Here is a 25270-nt window from a genome sequence, read left to right on the forward strand (position 1 = left end):
ATGATACCGATTGAGAAAATCGGTGCGATAACTGCGCCCGGGCGGCCATAGCACAGGGCAAGTGGCCACCCGGGCAGGAGGAAGAAGGTGTCAGAGCAGGGCGTGGATTTCGCTCAGGATCTGCTCGACCCACTGTTCGATGCGCGGATCGGTCTGGTCATATTGATTGGCATCGTCCAGCGCTAGCCCGACGAAGTGACGGCCATCGTCGATCAGTGCCTTGGAGGCATCGAATTCGTACCCTTCGTTGGGCCAGTAACCCACCAGCTTGACCCCTTTTGGCACCAGTTGATCGTGCAGCAGGCCGAGGGCATCCTGGAACCATTCGCCATAACCGAGCTGATCACCGAGGCCAAACAGGGCGACGATGCGTCCCTCTAGATGGAGATCAACGATATCTTCCCAGCGGGACTCCCAGTCCTCCTGCAGCTCGCCGAAATCCCAGGTGGAGATGCCGAGGATCAGGATCTCGTAATCCTCCATCCGGCGCAGGGAGACATCCTTGATATTGTGAATATCCACCAGCTCGGGGCCGATGAGGGCGCGGATCTTCTCGGCAGCCATCTCGGTGTAACAGGTGGTGGAACCGTAAAACAGACCAATCTTCATCGCTCTTCTCTCTGTTGGCGCTTTCTCGCTTGCTTTTGGCGCCTTCTCGCTTGCTCGTGTGGACGACGCCATGTGGGCAACACTAGGGGTGACGTAAGGGAAGGGGTCAGTCTAGCAGATTGCCATTCGACCTTCACCGCCCGGCAAGGGGCTTGCCAACAGGGCCTTATCTTTCCAATGAAAGTGCCTTGTCTTTGCAAGGAGTTGGCGCGTTACAATGGGCCATCGACCCCCTGATTACAGCGCACCATGAGCAAGCCTTTGCCCCATCCCCTGATTGAACCCTTCCTCGACGCCCTCTGGCTTGAGCGCGGATTGTCTGACAACACGGTCAGCTCCTATCGCAGCGATCTGGAAAAATTTTCGTTCTGGCTCGACGAGCACGGCAGCTCTCTGTTGTTGGCGGGGATGGACGAGATCCAGCACTACCTCGCCTGGCGGGTCGATCACCTGTTTGCGGCCAGCAGCACCGCCCGCTTCCTGTCGGCTTTGCGACGTTTTTATCAGTATCTCAACCGCGAGAAGCTGCGCAGCGATGACCCCACCGTGCTGCTGGAGGGGCCCAAGCTGCCGAAAAAATTGCCCTCCGATCTCAGCGAAGCCGAGGTGAACGCGCTGCTGACTGCGCCGCTGGTGGATGACCCGCTGGAGCTGCGGGACAAGGCGATGCTCGAATTGCTCTACGCCACCGGGCTGCGGGTCTCCGAGCTGGTGGGGCTCACTGCCGAGCATGTCAGCCTGCGTCAGGGGCTGGTGCGGGTGGTGGGCAAGGGCAACAAGGAGCGGCTGGTACCTATGGGGGAGGAGGCGATGCACTGGCTGGAGCGTTACTACCGGGAGGCCCGCACCCTGCTGCTGGGGGGCGCCAGCTCGGATGTGGTGTTCCCGTCAAAGCGGGCGCAGATGATGACCCGCCAGACCTTCTGGCACCGCATCAAGATTTATGCCCTGCGGGCGGGCATCCATGGTGAGTTGTCACCTCATACCCTGCGTCACGCCTTTGCCACCCATCTGCTCAACCACGGCGCCGACTTGCGGGTGGTGCAGATGCTGCTGGGCCACGCGGATCTCTCCACCACCCAGATCTACACCCATGTGGCCAACGAGCGACTCAAGGCGCTGCACGGTGAACATCATCCCAGAGCCTGAGCCGGTGTGCGGGTTTGCCGAAATAAAAAACCGCCAGCAGGCGGTTTTTTGGCATTACACGACAGGAAATTGCGCTTATTTCCCCTGCTGGGATTTGAGCAAATCGCGGATCTCGCTCAGCAGCTCCTGATCCTTGGTCGGGCCTGCCGGCGCTGCCGCCTCTTCTTGCTTCTTCTTGAGGGTATTGATCCCCTTCAGCCCCATGAAGATGGCGAAGGAGATGATCAAAAAGTCGATGATGGTCTGGATGAATTTGCCGTAGGCGATGACCACTGCGGGTGTGCTTCCTTCTGCAGCCTTGAGGGTGACCGCCAGGTCGCTGAAGTCCACGCCACCCAGGATCAGACCGATAGGTGGCATGATCACGTCACCGACAAAAGAGGAGACAATCTTGCCGAAGGCGGCACCGATGATGATACCCACCGCCATGTCGATCACGTTGCCGCGGGCGGCAAAGGCTTTGAACTCTTGAATCAAACTCATAATATCCTCCGAAATTAAACAAAATAGCGCATGGGTTGCCCCTGAACAGGAGACGCTGCCTTTATCAGGAAAACGGAGGCGAGGCCGCGTTATTCCTGTCGTCGTGACTAGCTTGCTGGGGTTGGCTTTGATTGGCAATCAGCGGGCCATTATTTTTTGGTACAGCCGAGTATTAATTTTTTGGTGATTAGCAGATTGAATAACAAACTATGCTGCTGTACTTTGCGGGGTCAATTCATTCATACCATGTGAGTAATCCAGTGAAGTATTTACTACTGGGAATGATGCTACTGTTCACATTTTGTGCCAGGGCCGGGATGGATCCCCACGCCTTGAAAGAGGTCATCTCAACCCGGTTGGGGATAGCTGTCTATCTGGTGGAGCAGACACCGATTAGCGGGTTATACATGCTGGGCACTTCCCAGGGGGTACTCTACAGCGATGCCAAAGGGGACTACGTTGTTCAGGGCATCATGCTGGATATGGCCCATGACATGAAAAATCTGACCGTTTCAGGCCTGCGCGAGCAGCGTCGACTGGGTTTGTCTCAGGTGAGTTATGCGCCCATTGTGCTTAAGGCTCCGGACGAGCGTCATCGAGTCGCGCTGTTTCTCGGTGAACATGAGGCGAGAAGACGGCAGTTGGCTCCGACGTTACAACATCTGCAGGCATTAGGGATCAGTGTCGAGCTGTATCCTGTGATTGAGCATGCGGCACAGGCTGCCGACTGGTGCAGCGACCCCTTGTTGCAACATGCGCCTTTCAAAGCTTATTTGCCTCAACAGGAATGTAGTGAGACCCTTATTCAAAATATTGGCCTGAGCAAATGGTTGGGGGTCAAGGTATTGCCTGCCTGGGTCTCCTCTGACGGGAATCTGGTTCGCGGTTACCAAAGCCCTGAGCAATTGCTAAAAATACTGGATAACTATGCCGAAGCCCCTGCAAGTTCGTCGTCGTCCGAAAGTTGATGATTCCCATCTGCCTGCCACCCTGCATCCCCTGCTTCGTCAAATCTTCGCCAGCCGTGGCGTAGACGATCCCGCCCTGCTGGAGCGCAGCGCCAGCCAGCTGTTGCCGCCCCAGCGCCTCTATGGCATGGAGCAGGCGGTGCCGCTGTTGGCGGATGCCCTGACAGCCCAGAAACGGATCCTGATCGTCGGTGATTTTGACTGCGATGGCGCTACCAGTTCAGCTCTGTGCGTGCTGGCCCTGCGCGCCATGGGCGGTCATCATATCGATTTTCTGGTGCCCAACCGCTTCGAGTTCGGCTACGGCCTCACCCCCGAGATCGTCGAGCTGGCGGTGGCCCGCGGTGCCGAGTTTCTGATCACGGTGGACAACGGCATCTCCAGCATCGCCGGGGTGGCGGCGGCCAAGGCGGCTGGCATGCAGGTACTGGTTACCGATCACCATTTGCCGGGTCAAGAGCTGCCTGACGCCGATGCCATCGTCAACCCCAACCAGCATGGCTGCGATTTCCCCTCCAAGTCGCTGGCCGGGGTGGGGGTAGCCTTCTATTTGATGGCGGCCCTCAACACCCACCTGCGCCAGCTCGGCTGGTACGAACGGCAAGGGCTGCGCGCCCCCAATGTGGCGGATTACCTCGATCTGGTGGCCCTCGGTACCGTGGCCGACGTGGTGGCGCTCGACGGCAACAACCGCATTCTGGTCCATCAGGGGTTGCAGCGGATCCGGGCCGGGCGCTGCCGTCCCGGTATTCAGGCGCTGGTGGATGTGTCGGGCCGCGATGGGCGCCGCCTCACCGCCGCCGACCTCGGCTTTGCGCTGGGGCCGCGCCTCAACGCGGTGGGCCGCCTCGATGACATGTCCCTCGGGGTCGCCTGCCTGCTGAGCGATGATCTCAATCTGGCGCGCCAGCTTGCCTCCGAGATGGACAGCCTCAATCAGGAGCGCAAGGAGATCGAGCAGGGGATGCAGCAGGAGGCGCTTGCCACGCTGGAACAGATCCGTTTTCGCGATGGTGAGGTGCCGTCGGGCATAGTGCTGCACCGTAACGAGTGGCATCAGGGAGTGGTGGGGCTGGTGGCCTCCAAGGTGAAGGAGCAGTACTACCGCCCGGTCATCGCCTTTGCCGAGAGTAGCGAGAGCGAGCTCAAGGGCTCCGGCCGCTCCATCCCCGGGGTGCACCTGCGCGATGCGCTGGAGCTGCTCGACACCCGCCATCCCGGGCTGATGGGCAAGTTTGGCGGCCACGCCATGGCGGCGGGGCTGACCCTGGCCAAGGCCAATATCGAGGCCTTCGGCCGCGCCTTCGAGGCGGTCATCAGCGAGCTGGTGACGCCGGAGCTGCTGACCGGGGTGTTGCTTACCGACGGCGAACTGCTGCCAGATGAGCTCAACCTCGAGCTGGCGGAGCTGATCCGCGCCTCCGGCCCCTGGGGTCAGGCCTTTCCCGAGCCACTGTTTGACGGCGAATTTGTGCTGGTGCAGCAGCGGCTGGTGGGGGAGAAGCACCTCAAGCTGATGCTGACCACAGATTCTGGCTATGCGGTGGATGCCATCGCCTTTGGCGTCGATCTCAAGCGCTGGCCCGATGCCTCGGTGAAACGGGTGCGGCTGGTCTACCGGCTCGATGTCAACGAGTGGCGCGGCAACCGCAGCGTGCAGCTGCTGGTGGAGCATCTGGAGGCTGCCGGTCTCTAGTCTGACGACCACACTGTTCTGCTGATCATGACGGCCACCCTCGGGTGGCCGTTTTTGTTGGCGGATGTCTGGAAAGGGCGTTGACCCGTCTATAGCTTCACAGTTTAAGCTCGTCTCTATCGGGTCACCTGAGGGCCCGCACCGTGAGTGATTGTCATGAAAATATCCGAATTGGCCCGCCGCTGCGGCCTCGCCCGCTCCACCTTGCTCTATTACGAGAAGCTGGGGGTGATTGCCGGCACCCGGGCCGCCAACGGCTATCGCCACTATGACGAGGGGGATCTGCAGCGGCTGCAGATGGTGCAGGCCCTGCAGGCAGGTGGTCTCAGCCTCAGGCAGTGCCTCGCCTGTCTGGCTGGCGAGATAGATCAGGCGGCATTGCAGGCCCGAGTCAGGGAGCTAGATGATGAGCTTGCGCAAATGCAGCGCGCCCGGGATCTGCTGGCGGATCTGGCAGGGCTGCGCCCGAGCTCCGGCGACGCATTTAAGGCGTGGCAGTTGCAACTGCAGCGCGAGGCGCCAGAGGCCTACTTCGCGTGGGTGATGAAACAGGGTTTTAGCGAGAAAGATCGCTACCACTTGCAATGGTTGAGCAAAGACATGAATGAACACGAGCGTTACATCAAAGATTTTATCCAGCTGCTGGATGGCATGAGTTACTGGGGGCCGGGGGATCGCGCCTTCACCCAACAGCAGTTTGCTGCGCTGCCCATCCGGCCTCGCCGGATCCTCGACATGGGCTGCGGGCGCGGGGCCTCGACCATGGCGCTGGCTCAGGTGACCGATGCCGCCATTGTGGCCATCGATCTGGAAGAGGAGGCACTGGCCGCCGTGGCGCACTCCACCCGTGCGGCGGGCTTTGAGCATGTCTCCACCCTCTGCGCCAACATGGCGGCACTGCCGGACGATCTGGCGCCAGCCGACCTCATCTGGGCGGAGGGGAGTGCCTACGTGATGGGCGTTGCCAATGCGCTGAAGGCGTGGCGTCCGCTGCTTGCAAGCCCGCAGGCTTGCATCGTGCTGAGTGATGCGGTCTGGCTGACCGATAACCCGCCCGAGGAGGCATTGGCATTCTGGCAGCAGGATTATCCCGCCATGCAGACGCTGGCAGGCCTGCTTGAGACGGTGCAAGGGGCCGGCTACCGCTGCTTGTCACACACCCCATTGCCGATGAGCGCATGGAACAACTATCTGGCCCCCATCGAGGTCAATCTGGCGCGCTATCGCGCCGAGCTGGGGGATAGCCCCGCCTGGCAGGACTTGAGCCGGGAAGTGGCCATCCACCGCCAATATCTGGGCAGTTACGGCTATGTGATCTGCTGCCTGCAGGCAGTGTGAAGAGGATGGCTGCCGCCATTGAGGGTGAACCAGTGACCAGATGGGGGAGTAGATGCTCCCCCGTTTTTGTTTGGGTTTTTAAATGCCGAATTCAGTGATAATTAAGTGTTTGGTGCTGATTTGGTTGAAGAGGTAAATCTCAAAATCCAATAAAGCGAGGGTCTGTGATATATTTACCCCCGCATTCCTGTCATCTCTTGAAGGAGCCGGTCCTTGCCTCTCACCAGTCGCTTACCCCCAAGCCGCATACAGCAGGGTGCGATGGCATTCGTCATCGCCTGCATCCTGTGGCTCGCTGCCTTTGCCGCGGCGGGGCTGAGCGTATCTGCGCAGGGACCATCTGCTGCGTCGATGGCGGGGATGGCACTGCAAGACCCGCTCGACCTGCGTCTGGTCGATACGGTCGGCTTGCTGCCGGGCAATCAGTGGCGACTCAACTTCGAGCAAGGGCGGCGGCTGGAAGGAGCCACCCATTCCGAGCGCTATCAGATGGTGCTGGCCTGGTTCCAGCACGACATCCTCGGCCTGCTCTGCGGTCTGCTGTTCTTTGTGCCGCTGATCTATGTCAGGCAGGCCTGCGGCCACTTTGGCTATCTGCCCAAGCGGCAACTGTTCGGCCACCATCTGCAATTTCGCTTCTGTCACGGCGACTAGCTCACCCTGCTGGCGGGCGCCCATCCACGTTTTCACACGGTTTTTAACGTTCCTGATTGACTGACGGGGCAGGCTGACACCTGCTGCTTGCGGTCTATCGTCCGGTGCTGCGTCCGCGCTTCCTGTTGCTTTGTCCATGCTGCTGGCCATCGGCCAGAGGCAGACTTTCTCTTTGCGCAAACACCTGGTGAGCACACCCTATGGACTACTACCTCAACCTGTTTATTCACTCGATCTTTGTCGAGAACCTCGCCCTGGCCTTCTTTCTGGGGATGTGTACCTTTCTGGCAGTCTCGAAGAACATCAACACCGCCTTTGGCCTTGGCATGACGATCCTGGTGGTGATGGTGATCGCCATTCCTCTTAACAATTTGATCTTCCGTCATATCTTGCGGGCAGGCAGTACTTTTTTCGGCGAATTCGATCTGGGATTTCTCGATTACATCATCTACATCGGGGTGCTGGCGGCGCTGGTGCAGGTGATGGAGATGGTGCTCGACAAGTACTTCCCAAGCCTCTATCAGGCGCTCGGCATCTACCTGCCGCTGCTGACGGTGCACTGCGCAATCTTCGGCGGGGTGATGTTTATGGCGCAGCGGGATTACGATTTCGTCGAGGCGCTGGTCTACAGCGCAGGCTCCGGGCTCGGTTGGCTGCTGGCCATTGTCGCCATGGCCGGTTTGCGCCAGAAGCTGAAGTACGCCGATGTCCCCGAGGGGCTGCGGGGCATTGGCATCACCTTTATTGTGGCGGGGCTGATGTCCCTCGGCTTTATGTCCTTTTCCGGCATATCTCTGTGAGGGGATGACAGAAAAAAGCGAGGCGCCTGCGGGCGCCTCGTTTGTTATCAGAGATTGCGGGTGGCCATTACAGCTCGCGGGCCCAGGGGTGGGCCTTGGGGCGTAGCGCCAGTGCCAGACCCAGCAGCAGCACGGTCAGGCCGTAGAGGGGCCAGCTGCCAAAGCGCATATAGGGGGTCTCGCCGTGGGCGGGACGCACCTCGCTACGCAGCACACCCGCTTCAAACTGCGGGATCTGGCCGATGATGCTGCCATCAATCTCGGTGACTATGGTGATGCCGGTGTTGGTGTCGCGCAGCAGCGGACGAGCCAGCTCCAGCGCACGCATCCGGGCGATCTCCATATGCTGCCAGGGGCCTATGCTGGTGCCGAACCAGGCGTCGTTGGAGACGGTCAGCAGGAAGTCGGTATCGGCATTGACGTTGCGGCGCAGCTCTTCCGGGAAGATGATCTCGTAGCAGATGGCGGCGGCGAACTTAAGCCCCTTGGCGATCAGGTTGGGCTGCACTTCGTCACCCCGGCTGAAGGAGGACATCGGCAGGTTGAAGAAGGGGGCGATGGGGCGCAGCAGATCTTCAAACGGCACGAACTCGCCGATGGGCAGCAGGTGGTACTTGTTGTAGCGGTTGGGGTGGCTGTAGAAGTAGGACTCCTTGCCATCCGCATCCTGCACCCCCATGCCGAGCACGGTATTGTAGAAGCGCTGTTGCTGCTCGTCGTAGTGGATGATCCCCGCCAGCAGGCCGGTATCGTTCACCTTCATCGCCTTGTCCAGATTCTCCAGATAGGGGCCCATCGCCTTCTCGATGGCCGGGATCGCCGACTCCGGCCAGACGATGATGTCGGCATCCTGATTCTCGCGGCTCAAATCCTGATAGGTGCGCACCGTGGGGGCCAGCGCCTCCGGATCCCATTTGAGGGACTGGGCGATATTGCCCTGCACCAGTGCTACCTTGACCGGCTCGCCACGGGTGACCCAGTTGAGCTGCATCAGGCCGTGGGCACTGGCTACCAGCAGGGCGGGTACCGCCAGCCAGAGCGGGGAGCGGGACTTCCACACCAGCCAGATGGCGGAGGCGGACAACAACAGCGCCAGCGTGATGCCCTGCACCCCGAGAATGGGGGCGAAGCCCTTGAGGGGGCCATCGATCTGGCTGTAGCCAAACCAAAGCCAGGGGAAGCCGGTCATCACCCAGCCGCGCAGCCAGTCAGCCACCAACCACAGGGCCGGGAAGGCGAGCAGCCAGCGGCTCCAGTGACGGCTGCCAAAGAAGCGGGCGAAGGCCCAGCAAGCCAGCGTCGGGTAGAGCGCCAGATAGGCGGAGAGCCCGGCCAGCAGCACGAAGGCGACCGGCAGCGGAATACCGCCAAATTCGGTCATGCTGACGTGGATCCACCACAGGCCAGGCAAAAAGAGTCCCATGGCGTAGCCAAAGCCGCGCCAGGCGGCCTGTTTCGGCGTGGCTTTGTCCAGCAGGGCGTAGAGGCCAAGCAGGGAGGGGATCACCAGCGGCCAGTAGCCGAAGGGGGAGAAGGCCAGCACGGCGATGGCGCCACAGGCCAGTGCACTGAGGCTTAACAGGAGTCTTGATGTAACGGGCGATGATTTCACGGGCGATTGTGCTCGTCTTGGTGTGCAACTGGGGTCGAATGGCCGGTATCTTAACCTGTAAGCGGGGCAACGGCGAGCCTCGATGCCGGTTGCAGATAGCACAACGCCCCGAGGTCGGGGCGTTGTTTCACACATCGAGCATATTTGCTTACTGCGGCTCGGATTGCGCCGCCGCGTGGTGCTCGGGGATCTTCACCTGCAGCTGCTGCAGACGGCGTCGGTCGGCATGCATCACCTTGAACAGGTAGCCGTCCAGCTCGATCTCCTCGCCCTTCTTGGGCAGGTGGCTGAAGGCGTGCATCACCAGACCGCCGACGGTATCCACCTCTTCATCGCTGAATTTGGTGCCGAAGAAGTCGTTGAAATCCTCGATCTCGGTCAGCGCGCTGATGGAGAAGACTCGCTTGCTGAGGCGACGGATCTCGTCCGGTTCATCCTCGATATCATCAAACTCGTCGTCGATCTCACCGACGATCAGTTCGAGTATGTCTTCGATAGTCACCAGACCTGAGACGCCACCAAATTCGTCGACCACGATGGCCATGTGGTAGCGCTCTTCACGAAACTCCTTGAGCAGACGGTCAACCCGTTTGCTTTCGGGGACAATCACCGTGGGGCGCAAGATTTTTTCGAGCTGCAGCGGCTCGCTGGCGTGATGGCCGCCAAACCCGAACGGGAGCAGATCCTTGGCGAGCAGAATGCCCTCCACATGGTCCTTGTCCTCGTTGATCACCGGGAAGCGGGAGTGACCGGACTCGATGATCACCGGCAGGATCTCGTCCACCGGTTGGGATTTCTCGATGGTCACCATCTGGGAGCGGGGGATCATGATGTCGCGCACGCGCAGCTCGGCGATCTCCAGCACCCCCTCGATCATGTCTTTGGTGTCTTGATCGATGAGGTCTCGCTCTTCGGCATCGGCTATCACGTCTACCAAATCATTGCGGTCTTTTGGCTCGCCCTGGAAGAGTTGGCTGAGTTTGTCGAGCCAGGTTTTCTTCGGCGAGCCGGTACTAGGGTGATCGTCGGTCATTTTTTCTCTTGGTTACTCGCTTCAACACATTTGGAATTGTTTTTGCTATATGAGGATAGCCATCTGCTGTTTCAAGGCGATGACTGTCCCCCCCTTAACGCTGCGTTTTACTCTTCGTCGTTCAGATAAGGATCGGCAAAACCGAGCTCCTGCATGATGTCGCGCTCAAGGTGTGGCACCATCTCTTCGGCTTTGTCCCTCTATATCTACTCTGCTACTTCATCGTCCTGATAAGGATTGGCAAAGCCCAGTTCCTGCATGATGTCGCGTTCCAGCTGCTCCATCTCTTCGGCTTCCTCATCCTCGATATGGTCATAACCTAGCAGATGCAGACTGCCGTGCACAACCATGTGGGCCCAGTGGGCCATGAGGGGCTTGTTCTGCTCTTTTGCTTCCTGTTCTACCACCTGACGGCAGATCACCAGATCGCCGAGCAGCGGCAGCTCCAGACCGGGCGGTGCCTCGAACGGGAAGGAGAGCACGTTGGTGGGCTTATCCTTGCCGCGATAGGTAAGGTTGAGCTCGTTGCTCTCCGCCTCGTCGACGATACGCACCGTCACTTCAGCCTCTTGCTGGAAGCCGAGGATGGTGCCATCGAGCCAGCCTTGCAGCTGGGCTTCGGTGGGCAGGCCGTCAGTGCTGGCGCTGGCCAGCTGCAGATCCAGGGTCACACTCATTGGGCACTCTCTTTATGGGATTTTTTGGCCGCCAGCACGTCTGCCTGCTGGGCATCGAACGCCTCGTAGGCTTGTACTATGCGAGCCACTACCGGATGGCGTACCACGTCCTTTGATTCAAAGAAGTTGAACGACAACCCTTCGACACCCTGCAGCACGTCCAGCGCATGGCGCAGGCCGGATGTCTGGTGGCGGGGCAGGTCAGTCTGGGTGATGTCGCCGGTGACCACCGCCTTGGCGTTGAAGCCGATGCGGGTCAGGAACATCTTCATCTGCTCGGTGGTGGTGTTCTGGGCCTCATCGAGAATGATGAATGCGTCATTGAGGGTGCGGCCGCGCATATAGGCCAGCGGCGCCACTTCGATGATGTTGCGCTCCATCAGTTTTTCGACCCGCTCAAAACCCAGCATCTCGAACAGAGCGTCGTAGAGCGGTCGCAGATAGGGATCCACCTTCTGGGAGAGATCGCCGGGCAAGAAGCCAAGCTTCTCGCCCGCTTCCACCGCCGGGCGAGTCAGCAAGATACGACGGACCTCCTGACGTTCCAGCGCATCTACCGCCGCCGCGACCGCCAGATAGGTTTTGCCTGTTCCTGCCGGGCCTATGCCAAAGCTGACATCGTGACGGACGATATTGGCGATGTACTGTGCCTGATTGGGGCTGCGCGGCTTGATGAGACCGCGCTTGGTCTTGACCGTCACCTCCTTGCCATAGGGGGTGCTTGGTGCCGGTTCATCATCTTGTTCCAGCACCCGTGACTCCGAAATGGCCAGATGAACCATGTCGGGGGTGATATCGGTCACCTTGCCACCCTTGAGGGGCTGGGTTTCCACATAGAGGTGCTTGAGGATGACGGCGGCCGCATCCAGTTGGGCCTGTTTACCTGCCAGCTGGAAGTGGCTGTCACGGTAGCTGATCTCGACGCCGAGGCGGCGCTCCAGCTGCTTGATATTGTCATCGAAGGGTCCGCACAGGCTGGCAAGGCGCTGATTGTCGGCGGGCTCCAGATGCAGATTCAGGGTCGCGGTATGTCGGCTCACAATATCCTCGTCTCAAGGCACTCCCCATTCGCCGGGCGAATGGGGAGGAGGGGATTAATGGGGGGTGAAGGTGGCCACGCCCAGCTCATCCGGCACGTTATCTGGGCGGTTGGATTTAACCGGGATTTCGCTCTGGGCGGGGGTAAACGCGGCTACTCCGAGTTCGTCCGGTACGTTATCCGGGCGGCGGGCCAGGATTTCGCTCGGAGCGGTGGCGATGCGCAGGTTCATCTCGCTCTCGCCGCGGATGAACTTGCCGCGCAGGGAGTTGGGACGCACCTCGGTGATCTCCACGTCGGCAAAGCCGCCGATCAGGGTGTGCTGCCCTTCGAAGTTGACCACCCGGTTGTTCTCGGTGCGGCCACACAGCTGCATCGGGTCGAGTTTGGAGGGCCCTTCCACCAGGATGCGCTGGGTCGAGCCCAGCATGGCGCGGCCAATCTGCATCGACTGATTGTTGATGACGTGCTGCAGGCGGGCCAGTCGGGCTTTCTTCACTTCCATGTCGACATCGTCGGGCATGTCGGCGGCCGGGGTGCCCGGGCGCGGGCTGAAGACGAAGCTGTAGCTCATGTCAAAGTTGATCTCTTCGATCAGCTTCATGGTCGCTTCAAAGTCTTCATCCGTCTCGTTCGGGAAGCCGACGATGAAGTCGGAGCTGATGGTAATATCGGGACGGACGGCGCGCAGGCGACGGATCTTCGACTTGTATTCGAGGATGGTGTGCGGGCGCTTCATCATGGTCAGGATGCGGTCAGAGCCGCTCTGCACCGGCAAGTGCAGGAAGCTGACCACTTCCGGGGTGTCCTTGTAAACCTCGATGATGTCGTCGGTGAACTCGATCGGGTGGCTGGTGGTGTAGCGAATGCGATCGATACCGTCGATGGCGGCCACCAGACGCAGCAGCTCGGCGAAGGTGCAGATGCCGTCATCAAAGGTCGGGCCACGCCAGGCGTTGACGTTCTGACCGAGCAGGTTCACTTCGCGCACCCCTTGCTGGGCGAGCTGGGCAATTTCGTAGAGCACGTCGTCGAGCGGTCGGCTCACCTCTTCACCGCGGGTGTAGGGCACCACGCAGTAAGTACAGTATTTGGAGCAGCCTTCCATGATGGAGACAAAGGCGGTGGCCCCTTCGGCGCGCGGTTCCGGCAGATTGTCGAATTTTTCAATTTCGGGAAACGCAATATCAACCTGGGCGCCACGGCCCTCTTGCACTTGCTTGATCATGGCGGGCAGGCGATGCAGGGTCTGCGGGCCGAACACGATATCCACATAGGGAGCGCGTTGACGAATGGCGTCGCCCTCTTGAGAGGCAACGCAGCCACCTACTCCGATCACCAGACCGGGCTTGTTGGCCTTGAGCTTTTTCCAGCGACCCAGCTGATGGAACACCTTCTCCTGTGCTTTTTCGCGGATGGAGCAGGTATTCAGCAGCAGGACATCTGCTTCTGCGGGCTCTTCGGTAAGCGTGTAGCCATTGCTGGCATCCAGCAGGTCGGCCATCTTGGACGAGTCGTACTCGTTCATCTGGCAACCCCAGGTTTTAATGTGAAGTTTCTTGCTCATTGCTTCTCTTGACTTGTGTTGAAATCGGCATGGTCAAAGGACCGCGTATTTTACTCCGCAATCTGGATACTGCCTAGCTAATATCCAGCTGGCAATGGTGCTCAGCCGATAGCTGTTGCCCGCCAGCTCAATAAGCTTTCTCCTTGATTTGACGCAGCAATTCCCCATTTGCCTCACTGTTTATCAGGCGTCCTTGCGCTATCATGCAGCCATCCGGTTCACGTCCGGGCGTTGTCGCCGGACGCACCCTTTCAGGAATAAATGTATGGAACAGTGTGATATCGCCATCGTCGGCGCCGGCATGGTGGGCGCCGCCACCGCCTGTCTGCTGGCAGCTCAGGGCCTCTCGGTGCGGGTCATCGAGACGCAACTGCCGGAGCATTACGCCCCGGAGCAACCGCTGGATCTGCGGGTCTCCGCCATCAGTCAGGCCTCGGTGGCGCTGCTGGAGCAGGCCGGTGCCTGGCACCATCTGCAGCAGATGCGACTCTGCCCCTACCGCCGGTTGGAGACCTGGGAGCTGGACGGCTTTGCCACCCGCTTCAACGCCGCCGATCTCGGCCTGCCCCAGCTTGGCTACATCATCGAGAACCGGCTGGTGCAGCTCGCCCTGCTCAAACGGATGGAGGATTTCCCCAATATCCAGACCCACACCCCGGCGGCGGTGACCAGCCTGCGCCAGAGCGCCGATGAAGCGGTACTGACCCTGGATGACGGCACCGAGTTGGCTGCCCGCTGGGTGCTGGCCTGCGACGGCGCCGAATCCCACACCCGCAAGCTGGCCGGTATTGGCGTATCGCGCTTTGAGTACCGCCAGCACTGCATGCTGATCAATATCGACACCGACTTTGCGCAAGAAGATATCACCTGGCAGCAGTTCACCCCGAGCGGCCCGCGCGCTTTCCTGCCGCTGCCCGGCCAGCACGGATCCCTGGTGTGGTATGACAGTCCGGCCCGGATCCGGGCGCTGGCCGCCATGAGCAACGAGGCGCTCGCCACCGAGGTGCACCGCCACTTCCCGAGCCGCCTCGGCGGGTTCACTGTCACTGGCAAGGGGAGCTTCCCGCTGGTGCGCCGCCATGCCAACGACTATCACGCCGGTCGGGTGGTGCTGCTTGGCGATGCCGCACACACCATCAATCCGCTGGCGGGGCAGGGGGTCAACCTTGGCTTCAAGGATGTGGCCTGCTGGGCTGATCTGCTGCAAGGGGCTGGCGCCGACTGGCATCAGCTGGCGCTGGCTGAGCGCTACGAGCGCCGTCGTCGCCCCGACAACCTGCTGATGCAGTCGGGGATGGATCTCTTCTACGGGGTGTTCAGCAACGAGATTGGCCCCCTCAAACTGGCCCGCAATCTGGCGCTCAATCTGGCGGACAAGGCGGGCCCGATCAAGGAGATGGCGCTGCGCTATGCGCTGGGGTTGGTCTAGTAGCGAGGCGGGGCATGAGGCCATGACGCAGCGATGGCCAACTTGATGCCCCTCGTATTTTTTATCTTGCCCCCTCGAGTTGATCTCTGTCAGCGGTTGCGTGGGTGCTTTTTTAGGGCAATGTGGTGCCCGGATGGATAGTCACAAGGATGGACAGATGCGTTATCAAGGACGGATCGCGAGCTGGAACGAGGCGCGCGGCTTTGGGTTTATTACGCCGGAGCAACATGACGCCGAGCAGGCAACCGCAGGAGAGCGTGGTACAGGGTTGTTTGTGCATGTTACGGCATTGCAATCAGATGGTCGCTTGCCCGAGCAGTGGGAGCGCGTCACTTATCTGATCGGCAGTGGTCAGGATGGCAAACCGAGGGCGCTACAGGTGTTTTTCCCCGATCGGCCGCTCACCCTGGCTGATGCCGGGAGGTCGGCGGCGCGAGCTGCCACATCATCTGTCTCATCATTATCATCAGCGGCGCCATCATTTCGGGCGGCAAGTCAGCCGCCACAGCCCACCGCGACCAGAGTGCGAATTAATCCCTACCGGCGCCGCAAGAGCAGCTGGCGCGGCAAACTCATTCCCCTGCTGGTGCTCGCCGGTCTCTTTTCCATCTATTCGCGCTTCTCGGCCGAGTCGCTGGCGCCTTTGCCGACCTCCTCCTTTAGCGGCAGTGGCAGCAGTCTCGGAGAGGTCTCATCGCAACCGGCCCAACGCTACCAATGCGATGGCCGACAGCATTGCTCTCAGATGACCTCCTGCGAAGAGGCGACCTGGTTTTTGCAACACTGCCCCAATACCAAGATGGATGGGGAGGGGGATGGTATTCCCTGTGAAAACCAGTGGTGTGGTCATTAGCGCCCACTTATTGGGTTGATAAATAACAGGTATTTTATTTAATTTCCGGCATGGAATTGTGGGTTGGGATCTTGCCGGATCGTCTTGCATCACAAACTGTGGTCTCAGTTGGCTAAGTGGCATTTGGGTGCTTTACTCAATCTGCTGATTCAATTGTTAATAGGTGGCAGTTCGCCACTTTTGCCACAGGATGGCCACCATGGTGGATGAGAGACAGGGGTTGCCGACTCGCTTCGCCGAACGGGCCCACTATCTGGCAGCATTGCTGGATTCGCTGGAAGACCAGATCTCGGTGATCGACCGAAATGGGGTGATCCACTACACCAACCTGGCCTGGGACAGATTTGCGGAACAAAACGGCATGCCCAAGGGCTATAACTGGCTTGGCGTCAACTACATGGGGGTGTGTGACGGTTCCGATGAACCTCTGGCCCGGAGTGCGGTGGAGGGGATCCGGCGGGTGCTTGGCCGCGATCAGGAGACCTTCTATCTGGAGTATCCATGTCACAGCCCTGACGCCCAGCGCTGGTTTATGATGCGGGTGGCGAAGGTGATCGGCGTTGAAGCCGAGTTTTATGCCATCGCGCACATCAATATCACCGAGCGCAAGTTGCTGGAGCAGGAGGTCGAAAAACTCTCCTTGCATGATCCCCTGACTGGACTGGCCAACCGGCGCCTGTTCAACAGCTTTTTGCACAGCGAGTGGCGGCGCAGTGTGCGTGAGCAGACCCCGCTCTCCCTCATCATGGTTGATCTGGATAACTTCAAGGCATGCAACGATCATCTGGGCCACCAGATGGGGGATGGCTCCCTGCAACTGGTTGGTCATTTGTTGCAATCTTTTTGCAAGCGTCCGGCCGATCTGCCTTGCCGCTTTGGCGGCGACGAGTTTGCCCTGATCCTTGGCAATACCGACAGGGCTGCAGCCTTGCAACTGGGTGAGGAGATCCGCCAGGCCATCAACGATCTCGATATCGTGGTGGCGGATAATATTCAAGTCAGCGCCAGTATTGGCATTGCCACCTATACGGCAGAGCATCCGCTGGATTGCGAAAGCGCGCTGCTGGCCGCCGCTGATGCGGCGCTCTATAGCGCCAAAGGGGCAGGGAAAAACCGCAGCCACAGCGTCAGTTGTTGAGTGCCTCCTGTTATTTATGCTGCGCCCCCGTTATGGGGGCGCACTGTTTTAAGGGGGATCACTGTTTTAAAGAAGAGCTACGAGCCTCAACGTTCGGGCAGTGCCGCGATCGGGGTGGGCTGGCTCGCAATGGCCAACTGGATGAAGTGATCCCGGATGGGATCGGCAAAAGCGGGGTTCCAGACCATGCTGATCTCCCACTCTGAGCAGGGGCCCGAGAGGGGATAGAGGGTGACATCGGGGCCGGCGATAAAGCTGACACTGCGGGGCAGGATGGCGTTGCCGATGCCAGCCGCCACCAGCGCCACCAGAGTCTGGATATCCTCGGCTTCCTGGATCATGCCGGTCAGCCTGTTGGCGCCGAGAAAACCGGCGATCTGCTGGCTGAGACCGGGACAACGGTGGCCGACCATCTGCAGCAGCGGTTGGCTTGCCAAGGCTTGCTGGAGATCGAATGCGGCCGGGTCAGGCGTGGTCATTCGGGTCGGCACCGCCAGTACCAGCCGATCGGTCAGTAGCCGGTGTTCCCGCAGCTGAGGGGTGTCAGGTCGGCGCATAAAACCCAGTTGCAACTGGCCGGAGAGCAGCTGCTCCTGCTGGATGGCGGAGGGCATGTCCTGCAGATGGACCATGACGTTGGCAACCTGTTGCTTGAAGCGGGCCACCAGCGAGGGAGCCAGCGCGAAACTCGACAAGCCGAAACCAATTTTGAGCCGCCCGGCCACGCCGCTGGCGAGTGCCAGCGCATGGCGCTCAAATCCCTTGCCATGCTCGACCAGCGCACTCGCCTGGGTAAGCAGCTGGGCGCCGATGGCCGTCAGCTCGGCGCCGTGGCGACCGCGATTGAACAGGGTACTGCCGAGCGCCTGCTCCAGCCCCTGGATCTGCTTGGTGAGGGCCGGTTGGGTGATGAACAGGCGGTTGGCCGCTTCCCGATAGTTGGCGGTGTCGGCCAGCGTCACAAACGCCTGTAGTTGCCTTAAGTCGAATTTCATTCCATATGGTTATCTAAAGTGGCGATTTATTGATTATAAATTATCTAATCGACTTGTTCTAATGGCTCGGCAAGGGGGGCATCGTCCTCCTCTGAGCCGGAACAAGGAGCCATATCATGTCCACTCAACGTTATCTTTTTTTGGTCAAGGGCACGCTGGTACTGGCCCAGCCATTGGCGGCCCCGGAGACGGGGGAGCTGCTCGCCAGCCTGTTGCAACAGGGGTTTGTGGTCGGCCCCTTGCAGGTGTGGGCTGGCAGTGCCGAACAGGCGCTGTCCTGTTACGAGCGGGCCGCCCAGCAACAGGCCTTTGCCGATGCGCTTTCTGGCGTTGCGTCCGAGCTGGCCGGGGTGATTGCATGAGTGCCTGCATGAGTACCGATATGAGGACAGAAAGGAGTGCTGACATGCGCAACATCACCTTGTCGGTATCCGCCCTGCTGCTCGATATGGATGGCACCCTGGTCTGCTCGACCGATGATGTAGAGAAGGTGTGGCGGCTCTGGTGCCAACATCATCAGCTTGCCCCCGAGCCGGTGCTGGCGATGTGCCACGGCATGCGCTCGCGGGAGGTGATCCGGGCGCTGGCCCCGCAACTGGATGTGGAGCGGGAAGCCACGCGGCTCGACGAGCTGGAGATGCTGCATACCGGCGGCGATGCCATCGCCGGAGCTGGTGAGCAGCTGCGCCGCTTGCCGCCACAGCACTGGGCCATCGTGACTTCCGCCAGTGAGCGGGTTGCCCGCCATCGCCTGAATTGTGCCGGTTTGCTGCTGCCCGCCGTGCTGGTGGGTGCTGAAGCGGTGACCAATGGCAAACCCGATCCCGAACCCTATCTGCTGGGTGCCAAACGGCTTGGCGTGCCGCCCGCTCGCTGTCTGGTATTCGAGGATGCGCCGGCCGGTATTGAAAGCGCCCTGCGCGCTGGTTGCTCCGTGGTGCAGGTGGGGGGCGATCAGCCGCTCAATCCGGCGGTGGTGGCGGTGATCCGCGACTGGCGCGAGGTGAAGGTGGTGCCGGGAGAGGATTCCCTGCTGGTGACGCTGCCCGCCTGAGCGCCGGAGAGCGCGCTGCGGCCGCATATTGCGGCATGAGCCATCGCCATCAGCACTGCTTGTCGCAATAAAAACGCCCCCGAACTACGGGGGCGTTTTGCTATCTGAAGCGTTATTTGAACACGCGGAAACGGGTGGCGTCGTCGATAAAGCTCTTCTCTCCGGCCGCTTGCTTGATGCTGCCAAAGGGCATCTGGGCCCGTAGCAGCCAGCTGGCGGGCAGGTTCCACTCCTTGCGCACCGCCTCGTCGATCAGCGGGTTGTAGTGCTGCAGGGAGGCGCCGATCTTCTCCTGAGCCAGGGTGGTCCAGACCGCAAACTGGGCGATGCCGGTGGCATGTTCCGACCAGACGGGGAAGTTGTCGGCATACAGCGCAAATTTTTGCTGCAGATCCTTGATGACATCTGTGTCTTCAAAGAACAGCACGGTGCCAAAGCCTGCGCGGAAGCTGCCATCCACCTTGGCCTCACTCTGGGCGTAGGCTTCTGGCGGCACAATCTTTTTCAGCTCGGCTTTGACCATGTCCCACAGCTTGTGATGCTGGGCGCCAAACAGAATGACGGCGCGGGAGCTCTGGGAGTTGAAGGAGGAGGGGCTGTGCCTGATGGCATCCTGGATCAGGGCCGTCAGCTGTTCCGGGGTATGGGACACCTGGTCACCCAGGGCATAGATGGTACGACGTGCTTTGATCTGTTCGATAAACGGACTACTCATAACATCTCCTTTGTTTGATAGTCACCGGACGCCAGCCTGTTGGCCAGCAATCCCCTATTGCTCAGGCTATAGACTATACCACCCGATTATCTTCTGGGCGTTTACACACAGTGGTGACACTTTCAACCGAGGGTAAAAAACCCTCTGCAGACGACCGGCGTGATTGCCTGCAGAGGGGGAGAGGTTAGCTGAACAGCAGGTAGGAGAGGGTCATGCAGCAAATGATGCCCGAGATGATGGGTACCGAGGTGCGCTTGATGATCTCGATGGGGTTGCTGCCGGTGATCGAGGCGATGACGATGATCACCGCGGCGACCGGCGACATGGAGCGGATCAGGTTGGCGGTGAGCTGCATTGGCAGTGCCACTGACACACTGTTGACCCCGACCTTCTCGGTGATCTCGGGAATGATGTTGATAAAGGAGTAGAAGACCGCCAGCCCGCTGCCGCTGATAAAGCCAATCAGCGCCGCTGTGCCGGAGAAGAAGAACATCAGGATGGAGCCGACCCCGTCGATGTGCTTCACGCTGTCCACCAGAGTATCTATGATGCCGATGGCTTTTAACCCCTCCACCAGCATGCTGGCCGCCACGATGAGCGACACCACCTGAGCCAGACCTGTCCCCATGCCGCTAAAGAAGATGGCGAACTCCTTGCTGGTCTCCTTGATATTGCCTTTGCGCAGCAGCTCCACCCCTATGGTAAGCAGCAGACAGACGAAGGTGATCTCCACCAACCCGAGCGAGATGTGGGTGAAGAGGATGCCAAACAGCAGCACCAGCACCAGCGGCAGTACCGGGAAGAGGCCGTAGTAGGCAGGTGGCAAGCTGGTGGGCAGGGCGAGGGATTCATCCTTCTCTTCCAGTCCGCCGCGCGCCTGCTGGCGCTTGTCCATCGCCTTCTGCCAGAAGTAGTGCACCACCGCCATCAGTGCCAGTGTCGGCAACGAGATGGGGGCGTGGTAGGAGACGATGTACTCCACCAGCGGGATCCCCAGCTTCTGGGCAGCCAGCACGTTATCGGCCCCCAGCGGGCTTGGCATTATGGTTGCGGTGGTGGCGATGACGGCCCCGGCGGTGAGGGAGGACATGTTGGACGCCTTGAGCACCGGATAGAGGGTGGCCATCAGCAACACCGCCAGACTGGCGGCGCTCGGCACCACCAGCGAGAGCAGGTTGCCCAAGAGGAAAATCACCGGCACCAGCAGGTAGGGGGAGCGGATGCGGCTCAAGGGGCGGGTCAGCAGCATGACGGTCACGTCGTTGGCACCGATGTGGCTCATGTAGCTGGAGAAGCCGAACAGCACCATGATGGTGAGGCCGACATTGCCCATCTGGCTGATGAAGATCTGCTTGATCTGGACGAATGGATCTAGCCAGCTCAGGCCGCTGCTCTGCGCCGCAGGCAGCAGCGGGTGGCCCAGTCCGACGGCGGCGAACATCAACAGCAGGCCTGCAGCGAACAGCACTATCTTGGCATCGTAGTTTTTGGCGATGAGATAGCCGCAGATGACCAGGATCAGGGTGCTGACAATTATTTCCAGCATGGTTCCAACACTCTCTTCTTGCTATGAATTGGCCAGCGAGCTGGCGGTTCGGGATCAGATGGCGCGGGCCAGGGTCTCCATGCACCAGGCCCTGAATCCGGGCAGGTCGATATCGAGGCACACCTCGGCGTTGGGCGGCCGCTTGAGCCGGTTGTTGATATCCACCGAGGTGGTGCCCAGGGTGTGCTCGCCCCGGGTTTCGATGGCCACATGACAGGCCTGAGTGGTAAACAAATCGGGGCGTACCAGATAGGCGATGGCGCAGAGATCGTGCATCTTGAGCCCGGTCTGCATACTGCCACCGCGATAGTGGCCGAACAGGGCATGGAGCATGGCGCCGGTGCGGTTGAGGGCGGGCAGCGTCGCAATCATCTCGCCGGTCAGGGTGGCCCGACTGGTGACATCGAGCCCGCACATCACGATGGGTAGGCCGCTGCTGAAGACGATGTGGGCCGCCTCCGGATCCACGTAGATGTTGAACTCGGCATTGGGGGTGTGGTTGCCCCGCCCGGCCGAGCCGCCCATCAGCACGATCCGCTCGATCTTCTCCCGGCACTCGGGGTGCAGGGTGAGCAGCAGGGCGATGTTGGTCAGCGGCCCGATAGGCACCAGCGTCATGGGCTGTTCGCTGGCCAGCAGGGTGGCCCGCATGGCAGCGACCGCATGCTCCGGCAGCGGCTGTTGCTGCGGCTCGGCAAACTCATAACCGTCGAGGCCAGAGTGGCCATGGATATGGCTGGCATCGTCGAGGGGGCGCACAAGGGGCTGGCTGGCCCCCTGCGCCACCGGCACCTTTTTGTCGAAAAAGTGCAGCAGACGCAGGGCGTTGCGGGTGGTCTTGCTGACATCGACATTGCCAGCGACCGTGGTGATGAGTGTCAGCGCGATCCCCGGGTGAAACAGGGCTGCAGCGATGGCAACGGCGTCGTCGATGCCGGGGTCGGTATCCAGAATAATGGCGACAGGGTTCACTCTGTTCTCCTCAATGTTAATCGGCTTGGCGGACATCGGCGTGGGGCCAGCTGCAGATGAAGGGGTCGACAATCTCGCGGGTCAGGCCGTCGGTGAGACCGAGGTCGGTCAGATGCGGCCCCGCATTGCAGGCGAGACAGGTTCCCTCGATGGCCTTGAAGACCCGGTAGGGGGGCTCCCACTCCACCACCCGGCCGCTCACTTCCCGCAGGGCGTGGAAACTGGCCGCCAGCTCGCTGGCTGGCAGGTCGGAGAGCATACCGGCGATGGGCATGGCGACGTGGGCCAGCACCTCACCCTGCTGAACGACCGCCATGCCGCCCCCGCTGGCGATCAGGGTGTTGGCGGCCAGCATCATCTCTTGCGGGTCGCGCCCCAGCACCACCAGATTGTGGGAGTCGTGGGAGTAGCTGGTGGCGATGGCCCCTTGCAGCTCGCCCCATCCCTCCAGCAGCGCCAGCCGGGTGCCCGCCTGATGGCGACCGTGGCGGTGCTGCACCGAGATCAGGCTAAATCCTTCCGGCACAATCACCTGACCATCTCGAACCTCAACCTCGGTTTCGCTCCACTGGGTGAAGCGGGCCCCCTTGATGGTCTTGAAGCGGGCACGCCCCGCCGCCAGCCCGGGCACCCGGATAACAAAGTCCTCCAGCGTGCGCAGGGGGATCTGCATGGTATCGCGCGGTGCCTGGCAACCAGCGACAGGCTTGGAGGGGGTGAGAATGGCGCCATGGCGGGCGACCCGCTGGCCGCCATTGTAGACGCTGAGCGGGTTAAGATCGGTGAGGTTGTCAAACACCACCAGATCGGCGCAGCGACCCGCGGCAACCAATCCCAGATCGTTGCGTTGCAGACGGATGGCGGCATTGAGGGTGGCCATCCGCAGCACGTCGGGCACCGCCAGCCCCAGCTCTGCCAGCAGTTTGACCAGTGCGATCATCCCCCCCTTCTCCAGCAGCATGTCGGGCGGCACATCGTCGGTACAGAGAGTTATTTGGGAGGAGAGGTGGGGCAGCTGTTTCAGCGCCGTGACGATCTCCGGCAGCAGGTAGGGGTGGGAGCCACGCAGTTGCAGGGTGAGCCCGGCCCGCAGCTTCTCCAGTGCATCGGCAGCCGAGGTGAGTTCGTGATCCGAGCTGACCCCGGCGGCCAGATAGGCTTGCAACCGGTGACCGCACAGGCCCCGGGCGTGCCCCTCAATCAGGGCATTGCGTTGCAAACCGGCGTGCAGGATGCCGGTCATCCGCTCGCTGCTGCCCAGCACCCCCTGCATATCCATCACCTCGGCGATCCCCGCCACCTCCGGCCATTCCAGCATGGTGGCCATCTCGGGGCCATGAAACTCGGCGCCCGACATCTCGAGGCCCGGCGTCGAGGGGACGCTGGAAGGCGCGGCGCAGATCACTCGCAGTGGCAGGTTGCGGCTGGCGTCGATGGCATAGCGTACCCCCGCCAGCCCGAGCACATTGGCCAGCTCGTGGGGATCCCAGAAGATGGTGGTGGTGCCCTGCGCGACTACCACATCGGCGTAGCGCTCCGGCGTCAGGTGGGAGCTCTCCACATGAACATGGCTGTCGATAAGCCCCGGTGAGAGATAGGCACCGGCCAGATCGTGGGTCTCGCTCGCCTGCAGGCAGGTGCCGACTGGGTGAACGCTGGCAATCAGCGGGCCGACCAACCCGACATCTGCGGGGCGGATCTCGCCGGTCACCATGTCGATCACCTTGGCGTTGGTGAGCAGCAGATCGAAGGGCGCTTCGCCAAGGGCTGCCTGCACGGCGCGGCGGCGCAAGTTGAGGGATGCATCTTGTTCACACATGAAGGAGATGGCCTGACAAGGGAGAATAATGGGCACACTTTAGGGAGGGGATTGGCCCGTGCATAGCGCAAAGAATTTATAACTGGATAAGAAAGGGTTATGCTGCTGCAAACGTTTTCTCCGGTTGTCTCTTCCATGTCTGAACCTTGGCGCCGTTTGCCTGCGCTCTCCCTCAAGCAGATCCAGTATTTTGTCACCCTGGCCCAGCTGCGCCACTTCACCGAAACGGCCAACCAGATGGCCATCAGTCAACCTGCCCTGAGCAGTGCTTTGCGCCAGATTGAATCTGTGCTCGGCGGCAAATTGTTTCACCGCACCGCGCAGGCAGTCACCCTCACCGAGCAGGGGGAGGCGATCCTGCCCCACGCCAAGGGGCTGCTCAATGTGGCCCACGCCGCTTTTGCCGATATGCAGCAGGTGATGACTGAAGGGGGTGATGGCACCCTGCGCATCGGCCTGATCCCGTCTGCCTGCGCCCTGATGTTCCCGCTGGCGGCCGCTCGGCTGCAGCAACAGTTTCCCGGTTTGCGGGTCGAGTTTCAGGATCACACCAATGATGGTCTGCTGCAGGCGTTGGTCGAGGGGTCGCTGGATGCCGGAATTGGCGTGCTGGATGGCGAGTTGCCCGACTCGCTGGAGGTCACGCCATTGCTGGACGATGCGTTGGTGGCGGTGGTCAACCGGCAAGATCCGCTGGCAACCGAGGAGGCGCTCTGCTGGCAGCAGTTGGCCCACCGCGATATCGCCCTGTTTGCCAGAGGCAACGTCAGCCGACAGGTCAACGGGCTGGCCCAGAGTCAGTTGCCCGGGCTCAAGCCCAGATACACCACCGACTATGTCGAGACCCTGCACGGTCTGGTGCGTTCGGGATTAGCCATCGCCATTCTGCCAAGGCTTTACACCACACATCTGTGCGATCCCCAGCTCAAGGTGGTTGATCTGCATCAACCGCTGCTGAGTCGTACGTTGGCCCTGATGTGGGCGAAAGGACTCTCCCGATCGACCCGCATCGACGAGGGGCGCGCCCTGCTGCGCAGCACCATCATCGAACAGCTGGGCAGCCAGCACACCTGAGATTGCATCACCCAACCTGTGCTGGTGACAGGAGCTGTCCGATCGCCAGC

23 protein-coding genes and 2 pseudogenes are annotated in these 25270 nt (G+C 60.7%); 12 read left to right on the forward strand and 13 right to left on the reverse strand.

Annotation, left to right across the window (positions count from 1 at the left end; all coding sequences use genetic code 11):
* Nucleotides 1-90 precede the first annotated feature (90 nt).
* Nucleotides 91-609 carry a flavodoxin FldB gene (gene fldB, locus CF137_RS16065; RefSeq protein WP_139720265.1) on the reverse strand — a complete coding sequence of 173 codons (519 nt, stop codon included), beginning with the start codon at nucleotides 607-609 and terminating at the stop codon, nucleotides 91-93.
* 249 nt (nucleotides 610-858) lie between these two features.
* Here fldB and xerD point away from each other — a divergent pair, with 249 nt between their 5' ends.
* The gene (gene xerD / locus CF137_RS16070; RefSeq protein ID WP_139720267.1) at nucleotides 859-1758 is read left to right on the forward strand and encodes a site-specific tyrosine recombinase XerD; all 900 of its coding nucleotides are present in this window, start codon (nucleotides 859-861) and stop codon (nucleotides 1756-1758) included.
* Nucleotides 1759-1833: 75 nt separating this feature from the next.
* Here xerD and mscL read toward each other — a convergent pair whose 3' ends face one another.
* Nucleotides 1834-2241, reverse strand: coding sequence for a large-conductance mechanosensitive channel protein MscL (gene mscL / locus CF137_RS16075; protein ID WP_042022829.1), 408 nt, complete (start codon nucleotides 2239-2241; stop codon nucleotides 1834-1836).
* 317 nt (nucleotides 2242-2558) lie between these two features.
* Between mscL and CF137_RS16080 the strand changes: the two genes are divergently transcribed.
* The 5 genes from CF137_RS16080 to nqrE all read left to right on the forward strand — a co-directional run bounded on the left by CF137_RS16080 (nucleotide 2559) and on the right by nqrE (nucleotide 7697).
* Nucleotides 2559-3209 carry a disulfide isomerase DsbC N-terminal domain-containing protein gene (locus CF137_RS16080; RefSeq protein ID WP_101321126.1) on the forward strand — a complete coding sequence of 217 codons (651 nt, stop codon included), beginning with the start codon at nucleotides 2559-2561 and terminating at the stop codon, nucleotides 3207-3209.
* Nucleotides 3169-4905 (forward strand): single-stranded-DNA-specific exonuclease RecJ, encoded by a 1737-nt coding sequence (gene recJ / locus CF137_RS16085; protein WP_139720270.1) that lies wholly within the window; start codon nucleotides 3169-3171, stop codon nucleotides 4903-4905. Before CF137_RS16080 ends, recJ begins: the two co-directional genes overlap by 41 nt.
* A 156-nt stretch (nucleotides 4906-5061) precedes the next feature.
* Nucleotides 5062-6243 (forward strand): MerR family transcriptional regulator, encoded by a 1182-nt coding sequence (locus tag CF137_RS16090; RefSeq protein ID WP_139720273.1) that lies wholly within the window; start codon nucleotides 5062-5064, stop codon nucleotides 6241-6243.
* A 261-nt stretch (nucleotides 6244-6504) separates the two neighbouring features.
* Nucleotides 6505-6897 carry a hypothetical protein gene (locus CF137_RS16095; RefSeq protein WP_162515961.1) on the forward strand — a complete coding sequence of 131 codons (393 nt, stop codon included), beginning with the start codon at nucleotides 6505-6507 and terminating at the stop codon, nucleotides 6895-6897.
* 200 nt (nucleotides 6898-7097) lie between these two features.
* Nucleotides 7098-7697, forward strand: a complete 600-nt coding sequence (gene nqrE / locus CF137_RS16100; RefSeq protein WP_139720275.1) for an NADH:ubiquinone reductase (Na(+)-transporting) subunit E — start codon at nucleotides 7098-7100, stop codon at nucleotides 7695-7697.
* Nucleotides 7698-7764: 67 nt separating this feature from the next.
* On the opposite strand, the gene lnt is transcribed toward nqrE, so the two are convergent.
* The 6 genes and pseudogenes from lnt to miaB form a co-directional block, all read right to left on the reverse strand.
* Nucleotides 7765-9309: an apolipoprotein N-acyltransferase gene (gene lnt, locus CF137_RS16105; RefSeq protein ID WP_139720277.1), complete on the reverse strand. Its 1545-nt coding sequence runs from the start codon at nucleotides 9307-9309 to the stop codon at nucleotides 7765-7767.
* Between the two features lie 148 nt (nucleotides 9310-9457).
* Entirely contained in the window at nucleotides 9458-10342 is an 885-nt protein-coding gene (gene corC / locus CF137_RS16110; RefSeq protein WP_042022837.1) for a CNNM family magnesium/cobalt transport protein CorC, read from the reverse strand.
* Between the two features lie 107 nt (nucleotides 10343-10449).
* Nucleotides 10450-10539: pseudogene (locus CF137_RS16115) on the reverse strand (rRNA maturation RNase YbeY); the annotation flags it as partial.
* 9 nt (nucleotides 10540-10548) lie between these two features.
* Complete coding sequence (ybeY, locus tag CF137_RS16120; protein WP_139720279.1) at nucleotides 10549-11019, reverse strand: rRNA maturation RNase YbeY; 471 nt, start codon at nucleotides 11017-11019, stop codon at nucleotides 10549-10551.
* Complete coding sequence (locus CF137_RS16125; RefSeq protein WP_139720280.1) at nucleotides 11016-12059, reverse strand: PhoH family protein; 1044 nt, start codon at nucleotides 12057-12059, stop codon at nucleotides 11016-11018. Before CF137_RS16125 ends, ybeY begins: the two co-directional genes overlap by 4 nt.
* Before the next feature lie 138 nt (nucleotides 12060-12197).
* Nucleotides 12198-13625 (reverse strand): annotated as a pseudogene (gene miaB, locus CF137_RS16130) (tRNA (N6-isopentenyl adenosine(37)-C2)-methylthiotransferase MiaB); the annotation flags it as partial.
* 265 nt (nucleotides 13626-13890) lie between these two features.
* Here miaB and CF137_RS16135 point away from each other — a divergent pair.
* The 3 genes from CF137_RS16135 to CF137_RS16145 all read left to right on the forward strand — a co-directional run bounded on the left by CF137_RS16135 (nucleotide 13891) and on the right by CF137_RS16145 (nucleotide 17045).
* Complete coding sequence (locus CF137_RS16135; protein ID WP_139720282.1) at nucleotides 13891-15054, forward strand: FAD-dependent oxidoreductase; 1164 nt, start codon at nucleotides 13891-13893, stop codon at nucleotides 15052-15054.
* A 157-nt stretch (nucleotides 15055-15211) separates the two neighbouring features.
* Complete coding sequence (locus tag CF137_RS16140) at nucleotides 15212-15907, forward strand: excalibur calcium-binding domain-containing protein (RefSeq protein WP_139720283.1); 696 nt, start codon at nucleotides 15212-15214, stop codon at nucleotides 15905-15907.
* Nucleotides 15908-16106: 199 nt separating this feature from the next.
* A complete protein-coding gene (locus CF137_RS16145; RefSeq protein WP_139720285.1) occupies nucleotides 16107-17045 on the forward strand; it encodes a sensor domain-containing diguanylate cyclase in 939 nt (312 codons plus the stop codon).
* A gap of 86 nt (nucleotides 17046-17131) precedes the next feature.
* Here CF137_RS16145 and CF137_RS16150 read toward each other — a convergent pair whose 3' ends face one another.
* A complete protein-coding gene (locus tag CF137_RS16150) occupies nucleotides 17132-18040 on the reverse strand; it encodes a LysR family transcriptional regulator (RefSeq protein ID WP_139720287.1) in 909 nt (302 codons plus the stop codon).
* Between the two features lie 116 nt (nucleotides 18041-18156).
* Here CF137_RS16150 and CF137_RS16155 point away from each other — a divergent pair, with 116 nt between their 5' ends.
* Together CF137_RS16155 and CF137_RS16160 are read left to right on the forward strand one after the other, a co-directional pair.
* Nucleotides 18157-18402 (forward strand): hypothetical protein, encoded by a 246-nt coding sequence (locus CF137_RS16155; protein ID WP_139720289.1) that lies wholly within the window; start codon nucleotides 18157-18159, stop codon nucleotides 18400-18402.
* A gap of 44 nt (nucleotides 18403-18446) precedes the next feature.
* A complete protein-coding gene (locus CF137_RS16160; RefSeq protein WP_139720291.1) occupies nucleotides 18447-19094 on the forward strand; it encodes an HAD-IA family hydrolase in 648 nt (215 codons plus the stop codon).
* Nucleotides 19095-19206: 112 nt separating this feature from the next.
* Here the strand turns inward: CF137_RS16160 and CF137_RS16165 are convergent, their stop codons facing one another.
* From CF137_RS16165 to CF137_RS16180, 4 genes are all read right to left on the reverse strand, one after another.
* The gene (locus CF137_RS16165) at nucleotides 19207-19809 is read right to left on the reverse strand and encodes a nitroreductase family protein (RefSeq protein ID WP_139720293.1); all 603 of its coding nucleotides are present in this window, start codon (nucleotides 19807-19809) and stop codon (nucleotides 19207-19209) included.
* Between the two features lie 184 nt (nucleotides 19810-19993).
* Complete coding sequence (dcuC, locus tag CF137_RS16170) at nucleotides 19994-21355, reverse strand: C4-dicarboxylate transporter DcuC (protein ID WP_139720295.1); 1362 nt, start codon at nucleotides 21353-21355, stop codon at nucleotides 19994-19996.
* A 54-nt stretch (nucleotides 21356-21409) separates the two neighbouring features.
* The gene (gene rihC, locus CF137_RS16175; RefSeq protein WP_240038559.1) at nucleotides 21410-22327 is read right to left on the reverse strand and encodes a ribonucleoside hydrolase RihC; all 918 of its coding nucleotides are present in this window, start codon (nucleotides 22325-22327) and stop codon (nucleotides 21410-21412) included.
* A gap of 16 nt (nucleotides 22328-22343) precedes the next feature.
* Nucleotides 22344-24146 (reverse strand): adenine deaminase, encoded by a 1803-nt coding sequence (locus tag CF137_RS16180; RefSeq protein ID WP_139720301.1) that lies wholly within the window; start codon nucleotides 24144-24146, stop codon nucleotides 22344-22346.
* Between the two features lie 135 nt (nucleotides 24147-24281).
* Between CF137_RS16180 and CF137_RS16185 the strand changes: the two genes are divergently transcribed.
* Nucleotides 24282-25220 (forward strand): LysR family transcriptional regulator, encoded by a 939-nt coding sequence (locus CF137_RS16185; RefSeq protein WP_139720304.1) that lies wholly within the window; start codon nucleotides 24282-24284, stop codon nucleotides 25218-25220.
* Nucleotides 25221-25270 lie beyond the last annotated feature (50 nt).

Origin of the sequence: Aeromonas sobria, assembly GCF_006243315.1 — a bacterium.
GTDB lineage: Bacteria > Pseudomonadota > Gammaproteobacteria > Enterobacterales > Aeromonadaceae > Aeromonas > Aeromonas sobria_A.

Bases quoted from the DNA above. Each gene is read 5' to 3' on its own strand.
- CF137_RS16185 (WP_139720304.1), top strand. From the start codon at position 24,282: ATGTCTGAACCTTGGCGCCGTTTGCCTGCGCTCTCCCTCAAGCAGATC.
- CF137_RS16150 (WP_139720287.1), bottom strand. From the start codon at position 18,040: ATGAAATTCGACTTAAGGCAACTACAGGCGTTTGTGACGCTGGCCGAC.
- dcuC (WP_139720295.1), bottom strand. From the start codon at position 21,355: ATGCTGGAAATAATTGTCAGCACCCTGATCCTGGTCATCTGCGGCTAT.
- CF137_RS16165 (WP_139720293.1), bottom strand. From the start codon at position 19,809: ATGAGTAGTCCGTTTATCGAACAGATCAAAGCACGTCGTACCATCTAT.
- CF137_RS16090 (WP_139720273.1), top strand. From the start codon at position 5,062: ATGAAAATATCCGAATTGGCCCGCCGCTGCGGCCTCGCCCGCTCCACC.
- nqrE (WP_139720275.1), top strand. From the start codon at position 7,098: ATGGACTACTACCTCAACCTGTTTATTCACTCGATCTTTGTCGAGAAC.
- CF137_RS16080 (WP_101321126.1), top strand. From the start codon at position 2,559: ATGGATCCCCACGCCTTGAAAGAGGTCATCTCAACCCGGTTGGGGATA.
- CF137_RS16180 (WP_139720301.1), bottom strand. From the start codon at position 24,146: ATGTGTGAACAAGATGCATCCCTCAACTTGCGCCGCCGCGCCGTGCAG.
- CF137_RS16140 (WP_139720283.1), top strand. From the start codon at position 15,212: ATGCGTTATCAAGGACGGATCGCGAGCTGGAACGAGGCGCGCGGCTTT.
- CF137_RS16160 (WP_139720291.1), top strand. From the start codon at position 18,447: ATGCGCAACATCACCTTGTCGGTATCCGCCCTGCTGCTCGATATGGAT.
- xerD (WP_139720267.1), top strand. From the start codon at position 859: ATGAGCAAGCCTTTGCCCCATCCCCTGATTGAACCCTTCCTCGACGCC.
- fldB (WP_139720265.1), bottom strand. From the start codon at position 609: ATGAAGATTGGTCTGTTTTACGGTTCCACCACCTGTTACACCGAGATG.
- corC (WP_042022837.1), bottom strand. From the start codon at position 10,342: ATGACCGACGATCACCCTAGTACCGGCTCGCCGAAGAAAACCTGGCTC.
- ybeY (WP_139720279.1), bottom strand. From the start codon at position 11,019: ATGAGTGTGACCCTGGATCTGCAGCTGGCCAGCGCCAGCACTGACGGC.
- CF137_RS16145 (WP_139720285.1), top strand. From the start codon at position 16,107: ATGGTGGATGAGAGACAGGGGTTGCCGACTCGCTTCGCCGAACGGGCC.
- mscL (WP_042022829.1), bottom strand. From the start codon at position 2,241: ATGAGTTTGATTCAAGAGTTCAAAGCCTTTGCCGCCCGCGGCAACGTG.
- CF137_RS16155 (WP_139720289.1), top strand. From the start codon at position 18,157: ATGTCCACTCAACGTTATCTTTTTTTGGTCAAGGGCACGCTGGTACTG.
- recJ (WP_139720270.1), top strand. From the start codon at position 3,169: ATGCCGAAGCCCCTGCAAGTTCGTCGTCGTCCGAAAGTTGATGATTCC.
- CF137_RS16135 (WP_139720282.1), top strand. From the start codon at position 13,891: ATGGAACAGTGTGATATCGCCATCGTCGGCGCCGGCATGGTGGGCGCC.
- CF137_RS16095 (WP_162515961.1), top strand. From the start codon at position 6,505: ATGGCATTCGTCATCGCCTGCATCCTGTGGCTCGCTGCCTTTGCCGCG.